We start from the raw sequence: 21,128 nt of genomic DNA, 5'->3' as shown, positions 1-21,128 counted from the left end.
CGGTCATGGCAAGCAAGACCATCGGTATCGTCGGCGCGCGCGGCCACACGGGCGCCGAACTGATCACACTCGTCGCGAACCATCCCGGCCTCGAGCTGGCCTTCGTCTCGTCGCGCGAACTGGCAGGGCAGCCGCTCGCCGACCACAACGCGGCCTACAAGGGAAGCCTGGCATTCGGGAATCTCGATCCCGCCGCGGTGGCAGAGCAGGGCGTGGATGTGGTCATCCTGGCCTTGCCCAACGGCAAGGCGGCACCGTATGTCGAGGCGATCGACAAGGCCGGTGGTTCGACGGTGATCGTCGACCTGTCGGCGGATTATCGCTTCGACGAGCGCTGGTACTACGGCCTGCCCGAACTCTACCGTGACCGCTGGCGCGGCGAGAAGCGGATCAGCAACCCCGGTTGCTATGCCACCGCGATCCAGGCATCCATCGCCCCGATCAAGGACCTGCTGGCGGCGCCCCCGGTGTCGTTCGGTGTATCCGGCTATTCCGGTGCGGGCACCACGCCCTCGGACCGTAACGATCCGGAAAAGCTGCGCGACAACCTCATGCCGTACGCGCTCACCGGGCACATGCATGAGAAGGAAGCCAGCCGCCACCTCGGCATGCCGGTGGAATTCATGCCGCACGTCGCGCCGCATTTCCGTGGCCTGACAGTAACGACCAACCTCTACCTGGCCAAGCAGGCCAAACGCGAGGATATCGTCCGTCGCTTCGAGGCGCGCTACGAGAAGGAAAAGCTCATCCACGTCGTCGACGAGGCGCCGTGGGTCAGCCAGGTCGCCAACCGGCACCATCTCGACGTGGGTGGTTTCGCGCTGTCCGTCGACGGCCGTCGCGTGGTCGTCGTCGCCACGCTGGACAACCTCCTGAAGGGTGCGGCCACGCAGGCCCTGCAGAACGTCAACCGTGCGCTCGGCTTCGACGAGCTCACCGCTATCCCGCTTTAAGGACCTTAAGATGACCCAGCCGCTCTGGCAGAAATCCGGCATCCAGGTGGACGCGAAGATCATGCGTTTCCTCGCCGGCAACGACGTGGTGCTCGATCGCGAGTTCTTCCTGCACGACATTACCGCGAGCAAGGCGCACGTCGAGGGCTTGGCCAATATCCGCGTGGTGTCGCACGACGAGCGCGATGCCCTGCTGCGTGAACTGGACACGCTGGCGGCCGACTTCTCGGCCGGCACGTTCGTGCTCGACGACCGTTTCGAGGATGGTCATTCTGCCATCGAGGCACGCCTGACCGAACGCCTGGGCGATGCCGGCCGCCGCGTGCATACGGGGCGCAGTCGCAACGACCAGGTGCTGGTGGCGACGCGCCTGTGGTTGAAAGAGAAACTCTCGACGCTGGAAGCGCTGTGCCGCCGTATCGCCGAGGTCTGCCTGGAGCGCGCAGCGGGCGATGCGCTGCCAATGCCCGGGTACACGCATATCCAACGGGCGGTGGTGTCTTCCACCGGTATGTGGTTCGCGGCGTTCGCCGAGGCGTTCATCGACAACACCCTGCGCGCGAAGCAGGCGCTGGCGCTGATCGACGCCAACCCACTGGGCACCGCTGCGGGGTATGGCGTCAACGTGCCGCTGGATCGCGCCCATACCACGGCAGCCCTCGGCTTCGCCCGCATGCAGGTCTCGCCGATCTACGCGCAACTCTCGCGCGGCAAGTTCGAGATGGCCGCGCTGGACGCGGTGGGCACGGCGTTGCTCGACACGCGCCGCTTGGCCTGGGACCTGTCGCTGTTCACCACGGCGGAGTTCGACTTCGTGGCGCTGCCGCCCGAGTACACCACGGGTTCGTCGATCATGCCGAACAAGCGCAACCCGGATGTCGTCGAACTGCTGCGCGCCAGCTATGCCAGCGTGGCCGCCGCGCGCACCGAGATCGAGCAGCTGCTGTCGCTGCCCTCGGGCTATCAGCGTGACCTGCAGTTCTCGAAGGGCTCGCTGTTCCACGGTTTCTCGATGGGCCTGGGCGCCCTCGACCTGCTGCCGGACATGCTGGCGCGTTTCGAGTGGAAAGCGGACAAGATGCGCGCCGCGATCGAGCCGGCGATGTACGCCACCGACGTCGCGATCGAGCAGGCCGTGGCGGGTGTGCCGTTCCGCGACGCGTACCGCGCCGCCGCCGAAACCGCCGCCTCGGCCGGCGACGGCCGCACGCCCGAATCCAGCCTCGCCGCCCGCACCTCCCCCGGCGCCGGCCACTACCTGATGCTGACCACCCTCCACCAAAGGCTCGCCACCCTGGGCTCGCGACCTCGCGACTCGTCACCCTGATGTAGGAGCGCACGATGTGCGCGAACCCTCATGCTGCATCTCGCGAATGAGGCCGTAAATCTAAACATCAAAGGCGGTTAAGCACGTCCCCTATCCCGAACGACAACGCAACCTCAAGCAATAACGCTATCTCATCGCGCACATCGTGCGCTCCTACACAGCCCATATCACCCTGGAGGCCTCATGGCTGGCGGCTTCAACGAGCAACCGTTGCCGACGTGGCAACGCGCCGTGCTCAAGGTGGGCAGCAGCCTGCTGACGACGCCAGCCGGTGCGCTCAGCGACGAGCATGCGGAAGGCTTGGCGGCCTTCGTGCGCGCCAGCCGTAGCGCCGGTCGCGAGGTGGTCATCGTGTCGTCGGGTGCGGTCGCGGCCGGGCGGGGTTTTGCCGCGCCGGAGCGCGCCGCGGGGCTGACCGGTCGCCAGGCGCTGGCCGCGCTGGGCCAGACACGGCTGATCGCATTGTGGCAAGGGTTTTTCGATGCGCCGGTGGCGCAGGTGCTGCTCACCCACGACGACCTGCGCAACCGCCGCCGCTACGTCAACGCGCGTTCCACCCTGCGTGAACTACTCGCGCTGGGCGCCATCCCCGTCATCAACGAAAACGACACGGTGGCGGTGGACGAGCTGAAACTGGGCGACAACGACAATCTCGCCGCCATCGTGGCGGCGCTGGTCGATGCCGACGTGCTGTTCATCGCGTCGGACATCGGCGGCCTGTACACGGCCGACCCGCGCACCGATGCTGGCGCGCAACCCATCGACAGCGTTGCGGCGGTCACGCCGGCGCATCTCGCCAGCGCGGGGGGAGCGGGCACGGCGGCCGGCACGGGTGGCATGCGGACCAAGCTGGAAGCCGCCGGCAAGGCCGCGGCGGCAGGCATCGAGACCGTGCTGTTCAACGGCCGCGACGCCGTCTGCGTCGCGCGGCTGTCCGATGGCCTGCTCACCGGCACGCGGCTGCACGCCCCCGGTATGCCGCTCGCAGCGCGCAAGTACTGGCTGCGTCACGCGCCTACGGCAGGCCGCATCGTGGTCGACGAAGGCGCCGCGCGAGCGGTGCGCGAGCGTGGCGCCTCGCTGCTGCCCGGTGGCGTATGCGCCGCGACCGGCGATTTCGCGCGCGGCGACGTGGTCGAGATCGCCGAGGGCGAAACCGTGTTCGCGTGCGGCATTGCGCAGTATGCCGCCGTCGATATCCGGCGTATCGCGCGCCGCCACACGCGAGATATCGAGGTATCGCTCGGCTACAGTTACGGCGAGAACGTCGTCCACCGCGACGACCTGGTCGTCCTTCCCGCATGAACGAGGCCACCATGACGCTTACCCTGCGAGATCGTGCGCTTGCCTGTCGCGATGCGGCGTCCTCCATCGCGTCCCTCGACACGGCGGCCAAGCGCCATGTGCTGACCGCCATGGCGAAGGCGCTCGAAGCGGCCGCTCCCGCCATCCTCGTGGCCAATGCGATCGACATGGCCGCGGCGCGCGCGAGCGGCACTGCGACGGCCATGCTCGACCGCCTGCGTCTGGACGACGAACGGGTGCTCGCCATCGCGCGGGCCATGCGCGACGTGGCCACGCTACCGGACCCGGTCGGCCTGGTCACCCGTCGCGAAACACGGCCCAACGGCATCGAGGTGCAGCGCGTGCGTATCCCGCTCGGCGTCATCGCGATGATCTACGAGGCTCGGCCCAACGTCACCGCCGATGCGGCAGCGCTGTGCCTGATGGCTGGCAACGCGGTGATCCTGCGCGGCGGCTCCGACGCCATGCAGTCCAATATCGCCATCGCCGACGTGCTGCGCGGCGCCCTGCGCGATGCGGGCCTGCCGGAGGCCGCGCTCACGCTGATCGACGATCCGCGCCGCGAAACGATGATCGAACTGCTGCAGCTGGTGGACATCGTCGACCTGGCGATTCCGCGAGGCGGTGAAGGCCTGATCCGCTTCGTGGCGGAACACGCGCGCGTGCCGGTCATCAAGCACTACAAGGGCGTCTGTCACCTCTACGTCGATCGCGACGTGGATCACGACCTGGCCCTGCGCCTGCTGGTCGACGGCAAGACGAGCCGTCCCGGCGTGTGCAATGCACTGGAGACGTTGCTGGTCCACGAGGAGGCGGCCGCCGCATTCCTGCCACGCACCATCGCGCGCTTGCGCGAACTGGGCGTGCAGGTGCGCGGCGACGATGCGACGCGCGCTCTGGCAGAGGGCGTGGTGTCAGCTTCGGAGGACGACTACGCCGCCGAGTTCCTGGACCTCGTCATCGCCGTGCGGGTCGTTCCGACGCTCGACGATGCCATCGCACACATCCGTCGCTATGGCTCCGACCACACCGAAGTGATCGCCACGCGCGACGACGCGGCGGCCGCGCAATTCATTCGTGCCATCCGCTCGGCGGTGGTCATGGTCAACGCGTCGTCGCGCTTCAGCGATGGCGGTGAGCTGGGGCTGGGCACGGAAATCGGCATCTCGACCACGCGCCTGCACGCCTATGGCCCGATGGGCGCGGAGTCGTTAACGGTGGAGCGGTTCGTGGTGCGCGGGGCGGGGCAGGTCCGCCATGAGGAAAGCACGGCGGGCTGAGTCGGGAGCTAGACGCTCAGACCAGTCGACCCAGTTCCGCGCGAATGCGTTCCGATACATCGCACATGGCCGACCAGGCGCGTTCCAGTGCATCGGCAAGCGCCTCGCGATCCAGGGCGACCGTCTCGGCGCGGCTGCCCTCGTCGGGCATGTATTCGATCAGCACGCGCCGACCGTCGATCCACGCCTGGTCGCCGGCCAGGAAAATCGGATCCTCGAAGCTGCCGGTGCCGGGTTCGGGCGGCATCGCGAAAGCGGTTCGACCGTCGTGGGGGGCGCGACGCAGCAGGTCGATCGCGCGCGCGTAGGAGCCGTCGTCGTCGTCCAGCTCGATATCGATGCTGTCCATGGCTGAACCGGCATACAGTTCCACGCTGCCGACGAAGATCGCCTGCGTGGCATACCCATCGAGGCGGGTACGCTTGTCCATCAGCACACGGCGCAAGGCATCCACATAGCGTGTCGTCGCCTCTGGATGTTCACGCAGCCACACACTGCTGACGTCTTCGATCGCCGTGATATGGCCGTTCACGCGTGCCTCGACGCCACGATGCGAGACGGTGGCCGGACGGTCGGGTAGGGCCACCGGAAGACCGCCCGCGCGAAGCCCGAACATCACCCGCCCAGGCGCCGTCCGCAACCAATGGGTCACCGCCTGCACGGCAAACCCTTCGCCGCGTTCGCTGTACGGTGCCGGGAACAGCTCCTGCTCGCTCATGCCTGCGTGCCGCGCCAGGCTTCGATGGCTTCCACCGCACCGAGGCAGTCGGCGAAGCGGTTGTACAACGGCGTGGGCGAGAGGCGGATGACATCGGGCTCGCGCCAGTCGCCGATGATGCCGTGCTGTTCGAGGTAACCGAACAGGTCGCGCCCGGCATCGCGCCCGGCACGGACACGCACGGACAACTGCGCGCCCCGCTGCAGCGGATCGGCTGGCGTCACCACGTCGAGCGTGTCGTCCACGCGTGTGCGGATCAGCCACTCGAGGTAACCGGTCAGGCGACGGCTCTTCTCCACCAGCCTCGGCATGCCGCCGGCCTGGGTGAAGATATCGAGCGACGCGCGTAGCGGCGCCAGCGCCAGGATCGGCGGGTTGGACAGCTGCCAGCCATCGGCACCCGGTGTGGGCACGAACTGCGGGCCCATCTGGAAACGCGTGCCCTTGTCGTGTCCCCACCAGCCGGCGAAGCGCGGCACGTCGGCGTGGGCGTGGCGCTCGTGCACGAAGCAACCGGCAACCGCGCCCGGGCCGGCGTTGAGGTATTTGTACGTGCACCAGACGGCGAAGTCCGCGCCGCTGTCGTGCAGGGCCAGCGGCAGGTTGCCCACCGCGTGTGCCAGGTCGAAGCCTACCTTGCAACCCTGGGCATGGCCCAGGCGGACGATGGCGGCCAGGTCGAACACCTGGCCGGTGCGATACTGCACGCCCGGCAGCATGATGAGGGCGACGCGGTGGCCGTGCTCGGCGATGGCGCGTTCGATCGCCTCGGCCGACAAGGTCCCGCCCGGGCCGTCGGGCGTGAGCTCGATCAGGTCGGTGGCGGGATCGAACCCGTGGAAGCGGACCTGTGATTCCAGCGCATAGCGATCCGTCGGAAAGGCGCCGGCCTCCATCAGGATGGCGGGGCGCTCGGCGGTCGGTCGGTAGAAGCTCACCATCATCAGGTGCAGGTTCACGCCGAGCGTGTTCATCGCCACCACTTCGTGCGGCTGCGCACCGACCACCAGCGCCATCGCGTCGCGTACGTACTCGTGGTAATGCATCCACGGCGAGCGGCCACGGAAATGGGCTTCCACGGCGAGGTCGGCCCAGTCGGCCAGCTCGGCCTCGATGGCCGTGCGCACGCTCTTGGGTTGCAGGCCGAGCGAGTTGCCGCAGAAATACAGGCTGTCCCCGCCGGCATGCGGCGGGATGTGGAACGCGTTGCGGTAAGCACGCAGCGGGTCGTTCGCATCCTGGGCATCGGCCCACGCGCGGGTCGCTTCGAAACCGGTCATACGAAAAGCCTCGGGTACATCAGGAGGGCATGCGGGCGGCGAGTTCGGCACAGCCCTTGTCGAAGGCGGTGCTCCATTTCGCGTCGCCGCCGGGGCGTGCGCAGCGCAGCTGGATGGCATAGCCGCCGCTGTAGAAATAACGCTCGTAGTACTCGAGTGTCACCGTGCCTTCCCGGGCCTTGTAGACGTTTTCGGTGGGGCCGGCGGGTTTGCCCGCCGCGTAGTCCTTCAGGCCGGAGGCACGGCTGCGCATGTTGCCCGAGAACTGCTGGAACCCGTTGAGGTTGGGCACCTTCTGCAGCGTTACCGAGACACGGGCGACCGTAGCGTCGGCCGCATTGGCACCGGGTACCTGGAAGATCTGCGTCTCGGTCTCGCCCTGCGACTGCATGATCGGGATCCAGCTGTCGGGCACGCTGAAACGGATGGCGCCCTCGGCCATCGACACCTCGGCGGCGCCGATGGCGGGACTGGCCAGCAACAGGCCGAGCAGGAGGGCAGGCACGGAGCGGTTCACGGTACGGATTCCCCAGGTCCAGCGGCGGTGCCGCGCGATGCATGCATTCTTGCACAGCACCACGTCACCTCACGCGGGTAAGGGGTCCGTCTGGAAGCGGGACAGCGGCACCCCCAGCCATGCCAGCGCGGTGCCGTGGAACAGGCTGGCCCGGTCGGTGTCGTCCAGGCCCAGCGCGTCGATGCCGCTCCCAGGCTCCTGCTCGCCGAGCGGGAACGGGTAATCCGTGCCGAGCATGACGCGGTCAGTGCCGGCGGTGGCCAGCAGGTAGCGTAATGCGGCCGCGTCGTGCACGCAGGAATCGAAGAACAGCCGCGTGAGGTACTCGCGCGGGTTGCGCGGGTTGTCGGTGGCGACCAGGTCGGGGCGCATGCGGAAGCCGTGTTCGATGCGGCCGATGGAATACGGAAAACTGCCGCCGCCGTGGGCCAGCATGACGCGCAGCGAGGGCAGGCGCTCCAGCACGCCACCGAAGATCAGCGCACACGCGGCACGCGCCTGTTCGGCCGGCATGCCCACCAGCCAGGGCAGCCAGTACTTGGGCATGCTCTCGCTGCCCATCATGTCCCACGGGTGGACCAGCACGGCGGCGCCGAGGTCGGCGGCGGCCTCGAAGAAGGGAAACAGCTCCGGCGCGTCCAGGTTCCAGGCGTTGCAGTGCGAACCGATCTGCACGCCCTGCAGGCCCAGTTCGCCGATGCAGCGCTCCAGTTCGCGAATGGCCAGCTCGGGTGCCTGCAACGGCACCGTGCCGATACCGGCGTAATGCCGGGGATGGGCCTGGCAGACCTCGGCCATGGCATCGTTGAGGTGGCGGTGCAGCTCCAGCGCGTGATGGCCGCGGGCCCAGTAGGAAAACATCACCGGCACGGTCGAGACGACCTGGACGTCGACACCGAAGCGCGCGTAGTCGGCGATGCGCACCTCGGCATCGAACGCCGTCTCCCACACCTCGCGGAAGAACTTCCCGTCCTTGTAGATGCGATGGTGGCCGCTCGCATGGGTCATCACGGGAAAGCGGTCGTCGCCGTAGCGGGCCGCCAGATCGGGCCAGTCACGAGGCAGGATATGCGCATGCGTGTCGATCTTGAGCATGGCCGGAGTGTAGCGCCGGCCCGCGGACAAGGCCTCTGGCGCTGCAGCAATCCCGCGGCGGCTCAGGCCGGGGTGACCGACCGCCGGGTGACCACGTGCGCGATGGTGTCGACGTTGTCGGTGAGGCGGTCGGTCAGGCGCTCCAGCGCGCCCGCCAGCTCGCGATCGGTGGCGCGCCCCAGCGAGGCCATCAGGTGGCGCTGGTGCTCGCGCAGCAGGGGCGGCACAGCGACGCCCTCCGTGCGGGTCAGCGCCTCGGCCTGCGCGCGCAGCGCGACGGCGGCCTCGTGTACGAACGGTCCCACGTGCGTCCAGGCTTCCGGCAGATCGTCCCCGTCGATCAGGGATTCCAGCGCCATCGCGGTACGCGCCAGGCGGTTGCCGTTGGCGAACAGCGTTTCCGCCAGCTCCAGCAGCACGGCCGGCGTGCCGGGCTCCGCGCGCATGCGGTCGACCGACGCCTGGGCATTGGTGCGGGCCGTACGCGTGGCGGTGCGCACCTCGTGGCGTACACCCCGATCGGCCGGGGCCACGAGGGCATCGAGGTAATCGGCGTAGGCGCGGAGCATGGTCGACAGCGACGTGCGTGCCTGGTGGCGCTCCCACGACGGCCACAGCAGGTAGGCCAGCAGCGCCAGCCCGCTACCCAGCACGGTATTGAGCACGCGGTCGGCCATGGCCGCGTTGGGGTCCACACCCTCGAACGACAGCAACACCACCACGGTGCCGGTGAGGGCGGCCACCGCGATGCCGTAGTGCGCGACGGCGAGGTAACGGAAGCCGACGCACAGCACGCCCATCACGGCCAGGTGTGCCCACGGCACGTCCGGGGTCAGGCGCAGCACGAACGTGGTCAGCAGCAGGCCCAGGATCGTGCCGACCACGCGCAGCAGCCCGAAGCTGAAGGTGGCGGCAAAATCCGGGCGCAGCACGATGGCGGCGGTCATCGGCAGCCAGTAGCCGTGGGGCAGGGCGAAGTGGCGCGACACGGCGAAGGCCAGGGTGAGCACCACCGCGCAGCGCACCGAGTGGCGGAAGGCGACGGAGCCGGGCGTGAGGTTGGCGCGCAGGGTGGCCAGCGCCGAACCGCTGCGCAGGGTTTCCGGCAGCGCGGTCTCCGCGCGTTGCGCGCGTTCCTCACCGCGCGAACCGGCCCAGTTGGTGTTACGCACCGCGGCCGCCAGCTGGCCGGACAAGGCCCGGATATGCCCGCCCAGCCCCGTGCCGGTCGAGCCGGCGAGCAGGGCGCGCTCGCTGGCCTGCAGCGTGGCCAGGGCGCGCTCGGCACGCTGCGGCGGCTCGGCCGCATCCAGGGCGTCCGCCGTGGCGTCCAGCACCCGTGCGGCATCGGCACGGAACATGTCGCCCATGCCGTCGCGACGGGCGTCCAGCTCGGCCATGGCGATCAGTTCGAGACGGATGCGTTCGGCCAGTTCCAGCAACACGCGGAAGGCCTCCATGGCACGGCCGTGCGCATGGTGGCGGCCCAGCAGCGTGGTCTGCAGCGTGTTCATGGCATCGGCCAGGGCCGGCGCCTCGCCATCCTTCTGCGGTTTGCGGGCCAGGTCGGCCAGTCCGCGATACACCACGGCCAGGGCCAGTCGCTCGGGACGATAGCGTTGTAGCGGCCAGGCGGCGACGGAGAATGCGGCCAGCAGCATGCCGCCGGCGAAGATCAGGCCGCCGCCGCTGAGCGCGCCGATCAGGTCCTTCGGCGTCGCCGCGGTTATGACCAGCAGCAGCATGCTGGTCATGCCCACGCGGGCGATGTCCGGGCCAAACACCACCAGCATGCCGCCGAGGAAGCCGCAGACCAGGCAGGCCAGGCACATCGGCCCCACCCAGTCGCCGATGAGGAAACCGACCAGCGAGGCCGCACCCGCGGCCAGCGCCGCGAGGAACAACCGGCTGAGCCGTTGCTGATAGGGGCCCGGCTGGTCGGAGAACATCGTGTCCAGCGCGCCGGCGGCCACGCCCAGGCCGATCTCCGGATACCCCAGCAGGATACCCAGGGCCATGGGCAACACCACGGCCGCGGTATTGCGCAAGGCCACGCGCACGGGCACGTCGGGCCGCTTCGTCCGGATCAGCGTATCGATGACACTGGCACGAAACGAATAGCGGCCGTTCATGGCATGGGCGCGTCGACGACCCTTAGGCGCGGCCGGCGAATTCGCCGGTCAGCGTGTTGACCGTGACCTTCTCGCCGGTGGTGATGTACTCGGGCACCTGGATCTCGACGCCGGTCTGCAGCGTGGCGGGCTTGGAGCGCTTGGTGGCGCTGGCGCCCTTCATCTCGGGCGCGGTGCCGGTAACCGTGAGCACCACGGAGGTCGGCACCTGCAGGCCCACCGGCGCATCGTCGATCACCTGGATGTAGTAGCCCTCCAGGTCTTCCACGACATAGCCGGCGTTGTCGCCGACCACGGCGGCGTCCAGCGTGTACTGGGTGTAGTCCTCGTCGTCCATGAAGACGAACGCGTCGCCATCCATGTAGGAGAACTTCGCCTGGCGGCGCTCCAGCGCGACTTCCTTCAGTTCGTCGTCGGCGCGAACGCTCAGGTCGAACTTGCGGTTGCCCGGAATGGAATACAGCGTGAAGCGATACGTGACGTTGCCGCCGCGCGCCGACGGCGCACTGCGCTCGATGTCGCGGACCTGGTAGACGGTGCCGTCGTTCTCGACGACGTTACCCTTTTTGACTTCGGATGCTTTCATGGCGTTCGACTTCGATGTCGTGGAATGGAGTGGGGTGAAGGGAGGGGATTACTTCGGAGCGAGGCGGACGCCGCCGTCGAGCCGGATCGTTTCGCCATTGAGGTAACGGCTGGCGAGGATGAAGGCCACCGTGTCGGCGAATTCCTCCGGCTTGCCCAGGCGCGACGGGAACGGGATCGACGCGGACAGCGACTCCTGCACCTGCGGCGGCATGCCGTCGACCATCGGCGTCCAGAAGATGCCGGGCGCGATGGTGTTCACGCGGATACCGAAACGGGCCAGCTCGCGCGCCATCGGCAGCGTCATGCCGACCACGCCACCCTTGGAGGCGGAATACGCGGCCTGGCCGATCTGGCCTTCGTACGCGGCCACCGAAGCGGTGTGGATGATGACACCGCGCTCGCCGTCGTCGCCGGGCGGATTGGCCTGCATCAACTGCGCGGCCGCCTTGGCCACGTTGAAGCTGCCGACCAGGTTGACCATGACGGTGGTGCTGAAGGTGGACAACGGCATCGCGCCTTCCTTGCCCAGCACGCGGCCCGCGCCCAGGATGCCGGCGCAGTTGATCACCGCGTTGAGGCCGCCCATGGTCTCGCTGGCGGCAGCGATGTTGGCGACCACGCCGTCTTCCGATGTGACGTCGGTGCGGCGGAACGATGCCTGAGGTCCCAGCGCTGCGGCGGCGGCCTGGCCTTTTTCCTCGTTGACGTCGAAAAGCGCGACCTTCGCGCCGGCCTCGACGAGACGCTTGGCAACGGCGTGGCCGAGACCGGATGCGCCGCCGGTAATGACGGCCCTGACCTGTTCGAGCTGCATGGAAACTCCGCGGAAGCGACTGGCAAAGAGGCCCATCTTAGCCGAGGCACCGCGGCTTGGCGTTGTGCGGGAGCACACGGCCCGGTGCATGCGATCAGCGTTCGGCGAGAAACGCCTGCATGCGACCCGACGCCACCAGGGCGGCGAACGGGATGACGGGTGACGGCGGGTTTTCCGTCGCGCTGAGGAATAGGCTCCACACGCCGACGTCCCACCACCGGCCGAGCTTGTAACCGGCGCTGGGCCAGACGCCGGCCGGTGTGAAGCCCATCGACGCATGCATGGCTACGCTGGTATCGCCCGGCAGCGTGATCACGCCCACCGCCTGATTGATGCCTTGCAGGCGCATCGCGTCCAGCAGTGCACCGTACAGGCGCCGGGCGATGCCGCGGCGACGCGCGTCCTCGTGCACGTAGATCGAGGTTTCGGCGACCCAGTCGTAAGCAGCGCGTTCGCGGAAGCGTCCCGCATACGCATAGGCCCGCACCGTGCCATTTTCCTCCCACACCAGCCAAGGGTGGCTGGCCATGCGTGCGGCGATGCGGCCGCGCATGGCCTCGACACCGGGCAGTTCGGTCTCGAAGGTGATCGCGCTGCCTTCGATCACGGGCGCGTAGATGGCATGGCAGGCAGCGGCGTCGGCCTCGTGGGCGATACGTATCACAGGGGCTTTTCCATGAAGATGCTGGACGGGTTGGCGTGATGATCGCCGAAGGGCGGGCAGCGACGGTAGCCCGAACGCTCGTAGAGTTCGATCGATTCGGTCTGTGCCACGCCGGTTTCCAGCTTCACCCGTGTACCGCCGCCGGCGCGCACCTGCCTCTCCAGCGCTTCCAGCATCTGCTTGCCCAGGCCCATGCCGCGGCAGGCCGGTACCACGTACATGTATTTCAGTTCGACATAGCTGCCCTGGTCTACGCAGGCACCGCAGGCCAGCGGCTGGCCGTCCACGCGCGCCGTCATGAAGGTGGTGTCGGGCCGACGGAGATTTTCCACGCCGACCGCCTGGGGCAGGGGATGGCGATAGAGATCGGACAGGTAGCCGTGCAATTGTTCAATCAGCGGCAGCACGTCGTCCTTGCCCGGATCGTCGATGCCGAACACCAGCGACGGCGGCTTCGGCGCCACGATCAGGTCGCCGTCGTTGAGGCTGCGCAGGAAGAAGCGGTCGCAGCTGAAATGGCCCGTGCCGCCCATGGGGGCGTCGATGCGCGTGAAGCCGTGCCGGAAATACACCGCCTGCGCGGCATCCATGCCGGTCAGTGTTTCCAGGTAGCAGCGCGAGAAGCCGGCGCGCCGCGCGGCATCCAGGCAGGCGCGCATGACGTTGGACGCGGCACCGATGCCGCGCGCCTCGGGCAGGAAATACATCTTGCGCAGTTCGCAGGTTTCGTCGTCACCGCCCTCCAGTGGCGCGATGCCGGCGCCGCCGATGGCGCGACCGCCCTTGTCCACCACGAAGTACGCCGCGCGTGGCCGCGCGTACGCGGCGGTCATCGCGTCCACCTCGGCGTCGTGGATGGCGAAGCCCGGCCCGTCGGCACCGAACTCCGGCATGACATGACGGATGACCGCGGCGATGTCGGCATCGTCGCGGGGCTCGATGGGGCGGATGAGGTAGTCGGCAGGCATCCCCCGATGCTGCCCGAACGGCGGCGGAAGCGCCAACCGTGTGGTGGGCAAGTGCCGGGCCATCAGACCGCGGTGCGGGCCCGGGTCACGCGGCTGGCGGTTGCCTTGCCCAGCTGGCCGGCCAGCCAGGCGCCGGTCTCGACCAGGCGGTCCAGGTCCACGCCCGTGGTCATGCCCATGCCGTGCAGCATGTAGATCACGTCCTCGCTGGCCACGTTGCCGGTGGCGCCGCGCGCATAGGGGCAGCCGCCAGTGCCCGAGACTGCGCTGTCCACCACGCGCACGCCTTCCTCGAGACAGGCGAGGATATTGGCCAGCGCCTGCCCGTACGTATCGTGAAAATGCACGGCGAGCGACGCCATGGGCACCTCCGCCGCCACGGCGCGAAGCATCGCGCGCGCCTTCGCGGGCGTGCCGACACCGATGGTGTCGCCCAGCGATACTTCGTGGCAGCCCAGCTCGTGCAGGCGACGCGCGACACGGACCACGTCGGCCACCGGCACCTCGCCCTGGTAGGGGCAGCCGAGCACGGTGGATACGTAGCCGCGCACGGCCACGCCGTCCGCGCGGGCCCGCTCCATCACCGGCACGAAGCGATCGATCGACGCATCGATGGAGGCGTTGATGTTCTTCTGGTTGAACGCTTCCGACGCGGCGGTGAACACAGCGACTTCCGTGGCGCCGACCGCGCGCGCGCGCTCGTATCCCTGCAGGTTGGGCACCAGCACGGGGTAGACCACGCCGGGCACCTTGTGGATGCCCTGGAACACTTCTGCGGCATCGGCCAGCTGGGGTACCCAGCGCGGGCTGACGAAGCTGGTGGCTTCGATGGTGACCAGTCCGGTCGCGGAGAGGCGATCGATCAGCGCGATCTTCACTTCGGCGGCCAGCATGGCTTTTTCGTTCTGCAGTCCGTCGCGTGGCCCGACCTCGACGATGCGGACGTGGTTGGATGCGGTCATGGAAGGGTTCCGGTCAGGCGGGTTCGGCGAAGCGGACGAGCACGGCATCGGCGTCGACGAAATCGCCTTGCACCGCCGAGACGCTTTCGATGGTGCCGGCACGCGGCGCCTTCAAGGCGAGCTCCATCTTCATCGCCTCCATCACCATCAGTTCCTGGCCTTCCTCCACCACGTCGCCCGCGGCCACACGCACCAGCACCACGCGGCCCGGCATCGGTGCCGCGAGGTGGCGCGCACCGGCCGATGCGGCGCCGGCCCAGGCATAGGCCGGTGCGCGGCTGAACGTCCAGCGGCGGCCCTGTCCGTCGTGCAGGCGGACGCGATCGCCGTCGACCGCCAGGGGCACGCGACGGCTCTCGCCGTCGAAACGGGCCGACAAGACGCCATGGTTCCGCCGTGCGCCGGCGACCGTGCATGACGCCTCTCCTTCGCGCAGCACATAGGCGCCGTCGTGGCCGTGCGCCTCGATCTCGTGGCGTACGTCGCCCTGCATGAGCGCGACGACGCGCTTGCCGTGATGCCCGAGGCGCCAGGCGTCGGCCTGTGCCCAGGGCGAGTGGGGATCGCCGGCGGCCCCGGTGGCGCCGGCTTCGTCGGCCAGCAGCACCGCGGTGGCGGCGGCGAACCGTTCGATGTCGGCCGGCTGGTCGTCACCGACGAGGAACTGGTCGAGGTGGCGGTCGAGGTAACCGGTGTCGATCCGCCCTTCCACCACCACGGGATGGCGCACGAGGCGTTCGAGGAAGGCGACGTTCGACTTCGGGCCGACGATGTCCGTGGCCGCCAGTGCCTCGCGCAGTCGCTCCAGCGCCTGCGCGCGGGTACGGTCGTGGACGATCAGCTTGGCGATCATCGGGTCGTAGAAGATGGTCACGGTGTCGCCTGCGATCACGCCGCCGTCGAGGCGAACGTGTCGCGACGCCTGCGGCAGGGTCAGCGAAAGCAGCTTGCCCGAGCCGGGCAGGAAGCCGGCCTCGGGGTCTTCCGCGTACAGCCGCACCTCGATGGCGTGGCCTTCGGCACGGATGTCCTGCTGGGCCAGCGGCAGGGGCTCGCCCGCGGCCACTCGCAACTGCCATTCCACCAGGTCCAGCCCGAGGGTTTCTTCGGTGACCGGATGTTCCACCTGCAGGCGGGTGTTCATCTCCATGAAGAAGAACTCGCCGTCCTGGCCCACGATGAATTCAACGGTGCCCGCGCCTACGTAATCCACGGCACGCGCGGCGGCCACGGCGGCGGCACCCATGCGTGCACGGCGAGCCTCGTCGAGGAAGGGCGACGGTGTTTCTTCCAGCACCTTCTGGTAGCGCCGCTGCGCGGAACACTCACGCTCGTTGAGGTGGACGATGTTGCCGTGGGTGTCGCCGAACACCTGGAACTCGATGTGACGCGGATGTTCGACGTAACGCTCCAGGATCACCCGCGTATCGCCGAACGCGTTGGCCGCCTCGCGCTGCGCGGACGCCAGCGCCTCGGCGAACCCGGCGGCATCGTGCACGATGCGCATGCCCTTGCCACCGCCGCCCGAGGCGGCCTTGATCATCAGCGGGAAGCCCGTGCGTGCGGCCTCGTCGGCGAGATGGTCGGGAGCCTGGTCCGCACCGTGGTAGCCGGGCACCAGCGGCACCGCGTGACGTTCCATCAGTGCCTTGGCGGCCGCCTTGGAGCCCATGGCGTCGATGCTCTCCGGGCGCGGCCCGATGAACACGATGCCGGCGGCGGCGCACGCACGCGCAAAATCGGTGTTTTCAGAGAGGAAACCGTAGCCGGGATGGATGGCCTGGGCGCCGCTGCGCCGGGCTACCTCGATGATCGCGTCGCCACGCAGGTAGGACTCGGCCGGCCGCGGTCCCCCGATCGGCCAGGCCTCATCGGCCAGCCGTACGTGCTGGGCATCCGCGTCGGCGCTGGAATACACCGCGACCGTACGGATGCCGAGGCGGCGACAGGTCCGGATCACGCGGCAGGCGATCTCTCCGCGGTTGGCGATCAGAATGCACTCGAACATGCGGCTCCCGGCGAGCTGGACAGGGTGGGGAAAAGCGGAAAAATTAGCAGATCGCGGTGCGGGGAAGGGTTGCGGCGCAGCATGCTCCGATTCCGTGGATTTGCACGCGGGCGGCGGGTCGCCTAGCCTTGAGGGTTCGGGAAGGCGCCTTCATGTCTTCCCTTTCCCCCTCCCAGCGAGAGAATTTCATGCAGATCGCCAACCGCCACGCCGTTTCCTTCCATTACACGCTGACCGACGACCAGGGCAACGTCGTCGACAGCTCGGACGGTCGCGAGCCGCTGGCCTACATCCATGGCGAAGGCCATATCGTGCCTGGCCTCGAGAAAGCGCTGGAAGGCCGTTCGGTCGGCGACCAGTTCAAGGTCGACGTCGCTCCGGAGGAAGGCTACGGCGTCCGCCACGAGGAACTGATCCAGGTGGTACCGCGCGCGGCGTTCCAGGGCGTGGAAGACCTCCAGCCGGGCATGCAGTTCCAGGGTCGCAACGACCAGGGCAGCATCAACGTCACGGTCAGCAAGATCGAGGGCGACAACGTCACCGTCGACGGCAACCACCCGCTCGCCGGCCAGACGCTGCACTTCGCCGTCGAGATCACCGATGTGCGCGATGCCACCGAGGACGAACTGGCCCACGGCCATGTCCACGGCGCGGGCGGCCACCAGCACTGAGGGTGATGGGGCGGGGCGTGCGCGTATCGCGCGCCTCGGCCTGGTTTGGTCGCGTGCGTCGGGATCGCGCACGTCGTGCGCTCCTACACCGAATGTGGCGCGGATTTGATCGCGCACATCGTGCGCTCCTACACGCGACGCTTGGTAGGAGCGCACGATGTGCGCGAATCAGCCACCCGCAGACTCAATACCAGTCGAGCAACGACACACCCACGCCCAGATACGTCGCGCGGTGGTTGTAGTCGATCATGCTTTCGCCGTACCCGTTGAACACTTCCACGTAGCCACGCAGGTTGTTCACCACCGGGAAGCTCCAGGTGCCGCGCAGCGAGCCGTGTGAGCGGTCGCCCGTGCGGAACGAATGGCGGCCGGTCAGCGAGAACTCCTGGCGACCCACCTCGTGCACGACGGTGATTTCGCCGCGGCCCATGTAATCCTTGATATCCGGGTTGTCATCGTCCTTGCGCGCTTCCGGGATGCGCCACCAGGGGCGCAGCATGATGACCCAGCCCTCGCGCTCGAGGCCGATGTCGGCCACCACGCGGTTCCAGCTGCGCGACAGCGGGTCGGCGCGTCCGTTGGACTGGTGGTTGATGCCGATGCTGGCCAGGCGGCCGTTCCAGCCGAAGAGGTTGTAGTTGGTGTTGAACACCAGCAACGCTTCCGGCTCGTAGTTGGTTTCGCGGAACGGACGCGAGTTGTCCTTGTTGTATACCTGCCAGCGGGACGACTGCGTGTAACCCACCCACACGTCGCCGTTGTCGCCGAACAGGTTCTCGGCCACCTTGGTCTTCATGCTGATCTGGAACTTCGCCTCGACGTTGTCGAGGTTCTGCGGCGTCGTGACGGTGTGGTCTGGCGCGGGCGTGTGTGGCGTGGTGTTCTGCTTGTTCGTACCGAAGAACGGCAGGACATAGGTCGGCTTGTAACCACGCAGGTTGAACGTGCCCAGCTTGCTCTCGGGCGACAGCTCCCAGCGGCTGTCCAGCAGCGACAGAGGACGCGGTACGTCGCCCGAATTGCGCGTGGCCAGATCGACGCTCAGGGATTCACCCTTGGGATCTTCCTTCTTCGCCGCCGTGGTCATGTTCGGTCGGCCCACCGCCTTGTCGTAGCAGAGCAGCCGCTGCGAGTCGGTTTCAATACCCGAGCAGGCGCGAATATCCATCGGGCTCGGATTCTGCGCAAAGGCGAGGCTCGCCTGCAGACAGGCGTAAGCGCCGAAGGCGCCGGCGGCGGCGTGGATTCGTTTCATCGTACGGAGACTCCCTGAGCCGGTGACTGCCCGGCAAGCGGAAGTGTATCCGTGACAAATGTGAAAAACGTGCATGTGCGCGAATACTCAAGGAAACGGCCCGACATGCGGGCCGTTTCCTGCGCGCGGTATAGAACGTGCTTACTGGCCGCTCGCGCCCGACTTGGTCACCCACTTCTGGTACTCGGCCTTAGAGACGCGGCCGTCGCGGTTGGCATCGGCGTACTGGAAGTCGTTAGCCAGCAGCGGGAAAGCCGAAGCCTGCGTCGGGCTGATCGAGCTCTTGCCGCCCGAGAGCGTCGCGAAATCCGGTGCCGGACCCGACGGCTTGGCCGGTGCGGGACTGCTGTTCACCACAACCTGGCCAGCGCCCTGCGGTGCGTGCATGGAGCGTTCCATCGCACCGGCTTCGCCACCCGGCGGGGGCGGGGGCGGGGGCGGGGCATCGCCCGGACGGGGCGGCGGCGGAGCATCACCGGGGCGCGGCGGCGGCATGTCGCCCGGGGGCGGCGGAGGCGGCGCATTGGCGGCGGGCGGCGGCATGGCCGGATCCTGCTGCTGCATCGTGCCCGGTGCGGTATCGGACGGCGGCGGCGGTGGAGGCGTGGCTTCACCGGCCGGCGGAGGCGGCACGCGGCCCGGCGGCGGAACGTCCTGTGCAAAAGCGGCACCGGCCAGCAACAACGAAGCGCCCAGTGCGGCAGCGCGAATATGCGTCTTCATATAAGCCTCCTTGGTAACGGTGGTCAGATCGCCACGGATCGTCGATCCGCAGCATCGTTGCCGACGCTACCAAGGAGAGATTTAACGGCGGCACAACTACGAAAGGCCCTGCACCGCGCCGTCACGCCTATCCGACAGGACGTGCACGGCGATGGTGGGTGACTCCCGAGAACTCAGCGCGTGGAGGCGGGAGCCGGCGTGTCGGCGCACGACTTACCGTGCAGTGCATCCTTCAACTGGCTGGCCAGCGACGCGCAGCGCGCACCCAGCTGACCGCGCATGTCCGGGTCCTGCGACTGGCGCAGCAGGCTGGTACGCATCATGTCGTAGCGGCTGTCGATCTGGTCGCGCGCGAAGATGCCGGCGGCGAGGTGGCAGCTCTTGTAGCTGGCCAGGTATTCGTCACAGGCGGCGATACCCGTGCTGTCGGGCAACGGGGCGTCCTTGGTGGCGGTCGCGGTGCGGCTGGTCGTCCGGGAGGTCGATCCGCTGGTCGTGGGGGAGGTAACACGCGGCTTGCTGGACGAGCTGCTCGCAGGTGTCGAGGACACGGTCGTGCGGGTGTTGCCCGACGTCGTCCTGGCGTTGTGATCCGCGCATGCCGCCAACGCCAGGGCGCCGATGAGAAGCGGAACGAGTCGGATGCTGGAGTGGTTCATGGAGCGGTCCCCCTTGGTTAGAACGTGAGCGGATGGTAGGTGAGATCGCTGTGCTTTTGCGACCGCCCGCAAGCATGTGCGCCGATGCCGTGAAAGTTACGTCAGTGAGCCGACCACGGATGCGGCCTGAGCGGCATCGCTATTTGTGACATGGCGCTGTATAGTCGCCGGACTGTGTTTGCCGGGGTCATAGAGTTAGTTTGACCCGATGCAGCTGATCACGTATCCGCAACATCGCTTCGCTCCTCGCGTTTCCTTGCACACCAGTTAGGCGGCAGCTATTTCAAGTTGCCGGTTTTATTCGTAAAAATTGTTTGGAGTGTTTCTATGTCGGATCGTGAAATCGGCACCGTCAAGTGGTTCAACGACGCCAAGGGCTTCGGCTTTATCTCCCGTGAGAACGGCCCGGACGTGTTCGTGCACTTCCGCGCCATCCAGGGTAACGGCTTCAAGTCCCTCGCCGAAGGCGAGAAGGTCTCCTTCAAGGTCGTCAACGGCCAGAAGGGTCTGCAGGCTGAGGAAGTCCAGAAGGCCTAAGCCTTCGGATATCCGAGCTGCATAAGAAAGGCCGGGCGGCGACGCCCGGCCTTTTTTTGTGGGCGAATGGCTCGCCTTCGGCATCGCGTTTAGCCTTGGAGCCTTGGGCACTGGAGCAAGAGCCGGCGGGTAGCCCCCTCGGGGCCACGCCTGCGGAGACCCGTCAATGAAGGGCCGCGTGCGCGGCCGTTTATTGATTGCCCTACGGGCCCGGGTCGGGCTTCGAACGGGGATTTTCGATTCGCCATCCATGGCTCAGCGAAAATGGCCGGCCGTCCTGGCCGGCCCCGCTACGCGGCCTTGTCCGTTCGAAGCCCTCGCCTGCGGCTACCGGCCCCGAGGGGGCTACCCGCCGGCTCTTCCCGAGACTGAGGCAGGTTGTGACGCGAGCGGTCGCAGACGTGCAGGGTAGGGCGTCGCCGCTTTGTTGGCTTTTCGCCCACATCGTGGGCTCCTACCCCACGGGTAGGGCCGGATGTTGCATATCCAACGCGTGATCTGCTGTCTGGGGGGTAGGAGCGCACGCACGTGCGCGAACCCTCGACACACCTAAGGCGATCGATGCTGTGCACACCAGGCAAGCGAGCGTTCCTACCCACGAATCGGAAACCCCCGTTCGAAGCCCGACCCAGGCCCGTAGGGCAATCCATAAACGGCCGCGCGTAGGAGCGC

The 21,128-nt window shown here is 67.9% G+C and carries 20 protein-coding genes and 1 pseudogene; 6 read left to right on the top strand and 15 right to left on the bottom strand.

Annotation, left to right across the window (positions count from 1 at the left end):
- Positions 1-5: 5 nt before the first annotated feature.
- The 4 genes from argC to FA89_RS17980 all read left to right on the top strand — a co-directional run bounded on the left by argC (position 6) and on the right by FA89_RS17980 (position 4,865).
- Positions 6-953, top strand: coding sequence for an N-acetyl-gamma-glutamyl-phosphate reductase (gene argC, locus FA89_RS17995; RefSeq protein WP_036142913.1), 948 nt, complete (start codon positions 6-8; stop codon positions 951-953).
- Between the two features lie 10 nt (positions 954-963).
- Entirely contained in the window at positions 964-2,280 is a 1,317-nt protein-coding gene (locus FA89_RS17990) for an argininosuccinate lyase (RefSeq protein WP_036142910.1), read from the top strand.
- Positions 2,281-2,463: 183 nt separating this feature from the next.
- Complete coding sequence (gene proB / locus FA89_RS17985) at positions 2,464-3,585, top strand: glutamate 5-kinase (protein ID WP_036142907.1); 1,122 nt, start codon at positions 2,464-2,466, stop codon at positions 3,583-3,585.
- 11 nt (positions 3,586-3,596) lie between these two features.
- Positions 3,597-4,865 carry a glutamate-5-semialdehyde dehydrogenase gene (locus FA89_RS17980; RefSeq protein WP_036142905.1) on the top strand — a complete coding sequence of 423 codons (1,269 nt, stop codon included), beginning with the start codon at positions 3,597-3,599 and terminating at the stop codon, positions 4,863-4,865.
- A 16-nt stretch (positions 4,866-4,881) separates the two neighbouring features.
- On the opposite strand, the gene FA89_RS17975 is transcribed toward FA89_RS17980, so the two are convergent.
- From FA89_RS17975 to FA89_RS17925, 12 genes and pseudogenes are all read right to left on the bottom strand, one after another.
- Positions 4,882-5,583, bottom strand: a complete 702-nt coding sequence (locus FA89_RS17975; RefSeq protein ID WP_036142901.1) for a hypothetical protein — start codon at positions 5,581-5,583, stop codon at positions 4,882-4,884.
- On the bottom strand, positions 5,580-6,863 hold the full coding sequence (kynU, locus tag FA89_RS17970) for a kynureninase (RefSeq protein ID WP_036142898.1): 1,284 nt from the start codon (positions 6,861-6,863) through the stop codon (positions 5,580-5,582). The genes FA89_RS17975 and kynU overlap by 4 nt, the downstream gene beginning before the upstream one ends.
- Before the next feature lie 19 nt (positions 6,864-6,882).
- Entirely contained in the window at positions 6,883-7,380 is a 498-nt protein-coding gene (locus FA89_RS17965; RefSeq protein WP_036144777.1) for a hypothetical protein, read from the bottom strand.
- Positions 7,381-7,449: 69 nt separating this feature from the next.
- Positions 7,450-8,475 (bottom strand): amidohydrolase family protein, encoded by a 1,026-nt coding sequence (locus FA89_RS17960; protein ID WP_036142895.1) that lies wholly within the window; start codon positions 8,473-8,475, stop codon positions 7,450-7,452.
- Positions 8,476-8,537: 62 nt separating this feature from the next.
- A complete protein-coding gene (locus FA89_RS17955) occupies positions 8,538-10,607 on the bottom strand; it encodes an FUSC family protein (protein WP_036142892.1) in 2,070 nt (689 codons plus the stop codon).
- Positions 10,608-10,629: 22 nt separating this feature from the next.
- Complete coding sequence (gene efpL / locus FA89_RS17950) at positions 10,630-11,193, bottom strand: elongation factor P-like protein EfpL (protein ID WP_036142890.1); 564 nt, start codon at positions 11,191-11,193, stop codon at positions 10,630-10,632.
- 48 nt (positions 11,194-11,241) lie between these two features.
- A complete protein-coding gene (locus FA89_RS17945) occupies positions 11,242-12,009 on the bottom strand; it encodes an SDR family oxidoreductase (protein WP_036142887.1) in 768 nt (255 codons plus the stop codon).
- A 94-nt stretch (positions 12,010-12,103) separates the two neighbouring features.
- The gene (locus FA89_RS17940; protein ID WP_036142884.1) at positions 12,104-12,673 is read right to left on the bottom strand and encodes a GNAT family N-acetyltransferase; all 570 of its coding nucleotides are present in this window, start codon (positions 12,671-12,673) and stop codon (positions 12,104-12,106) included.
- On the bottom strand, positions 12,670-13,005 hold the full coding sequence (locus tag FA89_RS20730; protein ID WP_255349648.1) for a GNAT family N-acetyltransferase: 336 nt from the start codon (positions 13,003-13,005) through the stop codon (positions 12,670-12,672). Before FA89_RS20730 ends, FA89_RS17940 begins: the two co-directional genes overlap by 4 nt.
- Before the next feature lie 150 nt (positions 13,006-13,155).
- Positions 13,156-13,641, bottom strand: a pseudogene (locus FA89_RS20725) (GNAT family N-acetyltransferase); the annotation flags it as partial.
- A 62-nt stretch (positions 13,642-13,703) separates the two neighbouring features.
- On the bottom strand, positions 13,704-14,603 hold the full coding sequence (locus FA89_RS17930) for a hydroxymethylglutaryl-CoA lyase (RefSeq protein WP_036142881.1): 900 nt from the start codon (positions 14,601-14,603) through the stop codon (positions 13,704-13,706).
- A gap of 13 nt (positions 14,604-14,616) precedes the next feature.
- On the bottom strand, positions 14,617-16,611 hold the full coding sequence (locus FA89_RS17925; protein WP_036142878.1) for an acetyl/propionyl/methylcrotonyl-CoA carboxylase subunit alpha: 1,995 nt from the start codon (positions 16,609-16,611) through the stop codon (positions 14,617-14,619).
- 188 nt (positions 16,612-16,799) lie between these two features.
- On the opposite strand from FA89_RS17925, the gene FA89_RS17920 reads away from it, so the two are divergent.
- Positions 16,800-17,282 carry an FKBP-type peptidyl-prolyl cis-trans isomerase gene (locus FA89_RS17920; RefSeq protein WP_036142876.1) on the top strand — a complete coding sequence of 161 codons (483 nt, stop codon included), beginning with the start codon at positions 16,800-16,802 and terminating at the stop codon, positions 17,280-17,282.
- 184 nt (positions 17,283-17,466) lie between these two features.
- On the opposite strand, the gene FA89_RS17915 is transcribed toward FA89_RS17920, so the two are convergent.
- The 3 genes from FA89_RS17915 to FA89_RS17900 form a co-directional block, all read right to left on the bottom strand.
- Positions 17,467-18,537, bottom strand: a complete 1,071-nt coding sequence (locus FA89_RS17915; protein WP_036142874.1) for a phospholipase A — start codon at positions 18,535-18,537, stop codon at positions 17,467-17,469.
- Between the two features lie 141 nt (positions 18,538-18,678).
- Positions 18,679-19,260, bottom strand: a complete 582-nt coding sequence (locus FA89_RS19460; protein WP_051938943.1) for an EF-hand domain-containing protein — start codon at positions 19,258-19,260, stop codon at positions 18,679-18,681.
- A 173-nt stretch (positions 19,261-19,433) separates the two neighbouring features.
- Positions 19,434-19,919: a hypothetical protein gene (locus tag FA89_RS17900; RefSeq protein WP_036142872.1), complete on the bottom strand. Its 486-nt coding sequence runs from the start codon at positions 19,917-19,919 to the stop codon at positions 19,434-19,436.
- Between the two features lie 327 nt (positions 19,920-20,246).
- Here FA89_RS17900 and FA89_RS17895 point away from each other — a divergent pair, with 327 nt between their 5' ends.
- Positions 20,247-20,456 (top strand): cold-shock protein, encoded by a 210-nt coding sequence (locus FA89_RS17895; RefSeq protein ID WP_036111834.1) that lies wholly within the window; start codon positions 20,247-20,249, stop codon positions 20,454-20,456.
- The last annotated feature ends 672 nt before the right edge of the window (positions 20,457-21,128 follow it).

The organism is Luteibacter sp. 9135, assembly GCF_000745005.1.
Lineage (GTDB): Bacteria > Pseudomonadota > Gammaproteobacteria > Xanthomonadales > Rhodanobacteraceae > Luteibacter.
This window is presented reverse-complemented; position numbering and strand designations above follow the sequence as displayed.

What these genes read in the sequence shown, in the direction of transcription:
- argC (WP_036142913.1), top strand. Translation starts at nt 6, where the DNA reads ATGGCAAGCAAGACCATCGGTATCGTCGGCGCGCGCGGCCACACGGGC.
- FA89_RS17990 (WP_036142910.1), top strand. Translation starts at nt 964, where the DNA reads ATGACCCAGCCGCTCTGGCAGAAATCCGGCATCCAGGTGGACGCGAAG.
- proB (WP_036142907.1), top strand. Translation starts at nt 2,464, where the DNA reads ATGGCTGGCGGCTTCAACGAGCAACCGTTGCCGACGTGGCAACGCGCC.
- FA89_RS17980 (WP_036142905.1), top strand. Translation starts at nt 3,597, where the DNA reads ATGACGCTTACCCTGCGAGATCGTGCGCTTGCCTGTCGCGATGCGGCG.
- FA89_RS17975 (WP_036142901.1), bottom strand. Translation starts at nt 5,583, where the DNA reads ATGAGCGAGCAGGAGCTGTTCCCGGCACCGTACAGCGAACGCGGCGAA.
- kynU (WP_036142898.1), bottom strand. Translation starts at nt 6,863, where the DNA reads ATGACCGGTTTCGAAGCGACCCGCGCGTGGGCCGATGCCCAGGATGCG.
- FA89_RS17960 (WP_036142895.1), bottom strand. Translation starts at nt 8,475, where the DNA reads ATGCTCAAGATCGACACGCATGCGCATATCCTGCCTCGTGACTGGCCC.
- FA89_RS17955 (WP_036142892.1), bottom strand. Translation starts at nt 10,607, where the DNA reads ATGAACGGCCGCTATTCGTTTCGTGCCAGTGTCATCGATACGCTGATC.
- efpL (WP_036142890.1), bottom strand. Translation starts at nt 11,193, where the DNA reads ATGAAAGCATCCGAAGTCAAAAAGGGTAACGTCGTCGAGAACGACGGC.
- FA89_RS17945 (WP_036142887.1), bottom strand. Translation starts at nt 12,009, where the DNA reads ATGCAGCTCGAACAGGTCAGGGCCGTCATTACCGGCGGCGCATCCGGT.
- FA89_RS17930 (WP_036142881.1), bottom strand. Translation starts at nt 14,603, where the DNA reads ATGACCGCATCCAACCACGTCCGCATCGTCGAGGTCGGGCCACGCGAC.
- FA89_RS17925 (WP_036142878.1), bottom strand. Translation starts at nt 16,611, where the DNA reads ATGTTCGAGTGCATTCTGATCGCCAACCGCGGAGAGATCGCCTGCCGC.
- FA89_RS17920 (WP_036142876.1), top strand. Translation starts at nt 16,800, where the DNA reads ATGCAGATCGCCAACCGCCACGCCGTTTCCTTCCATTACACGCTGACC.
- FA89_RS17915 (WP_036142874.1), bottom strand. Translation starts at nt 18,537, where the DNA reads ATGAAACGAATCCACGCCGCCGCCGGCGCCTTCGGCGCTTACGCCTGT.
- FA89_RS19460 (WP_051938943.1), bottom strand. Translation starts at nt 19,260, where the DNA reads ATGAAGACGCATATTCGCGCTGCCGCACTGGGCGCTTCGTTGTTGCTG.
- FA89_RS17900 (WP_036142872.1), bottom strand. Translation starts at nt 19,919, where the DNA reads ATGAACCACTCCAGCATCCGACTCGTTCCGCTTCTCATCGGCGCCCTG.
- FA89_RS17895 (WP_036111834.1), top strand. Translation starts at nt 20,247, where the DNA reads ATGTCGGATCGTGAAATCGGCACCGTCAAGTGGTTCAACGACGCCAAG.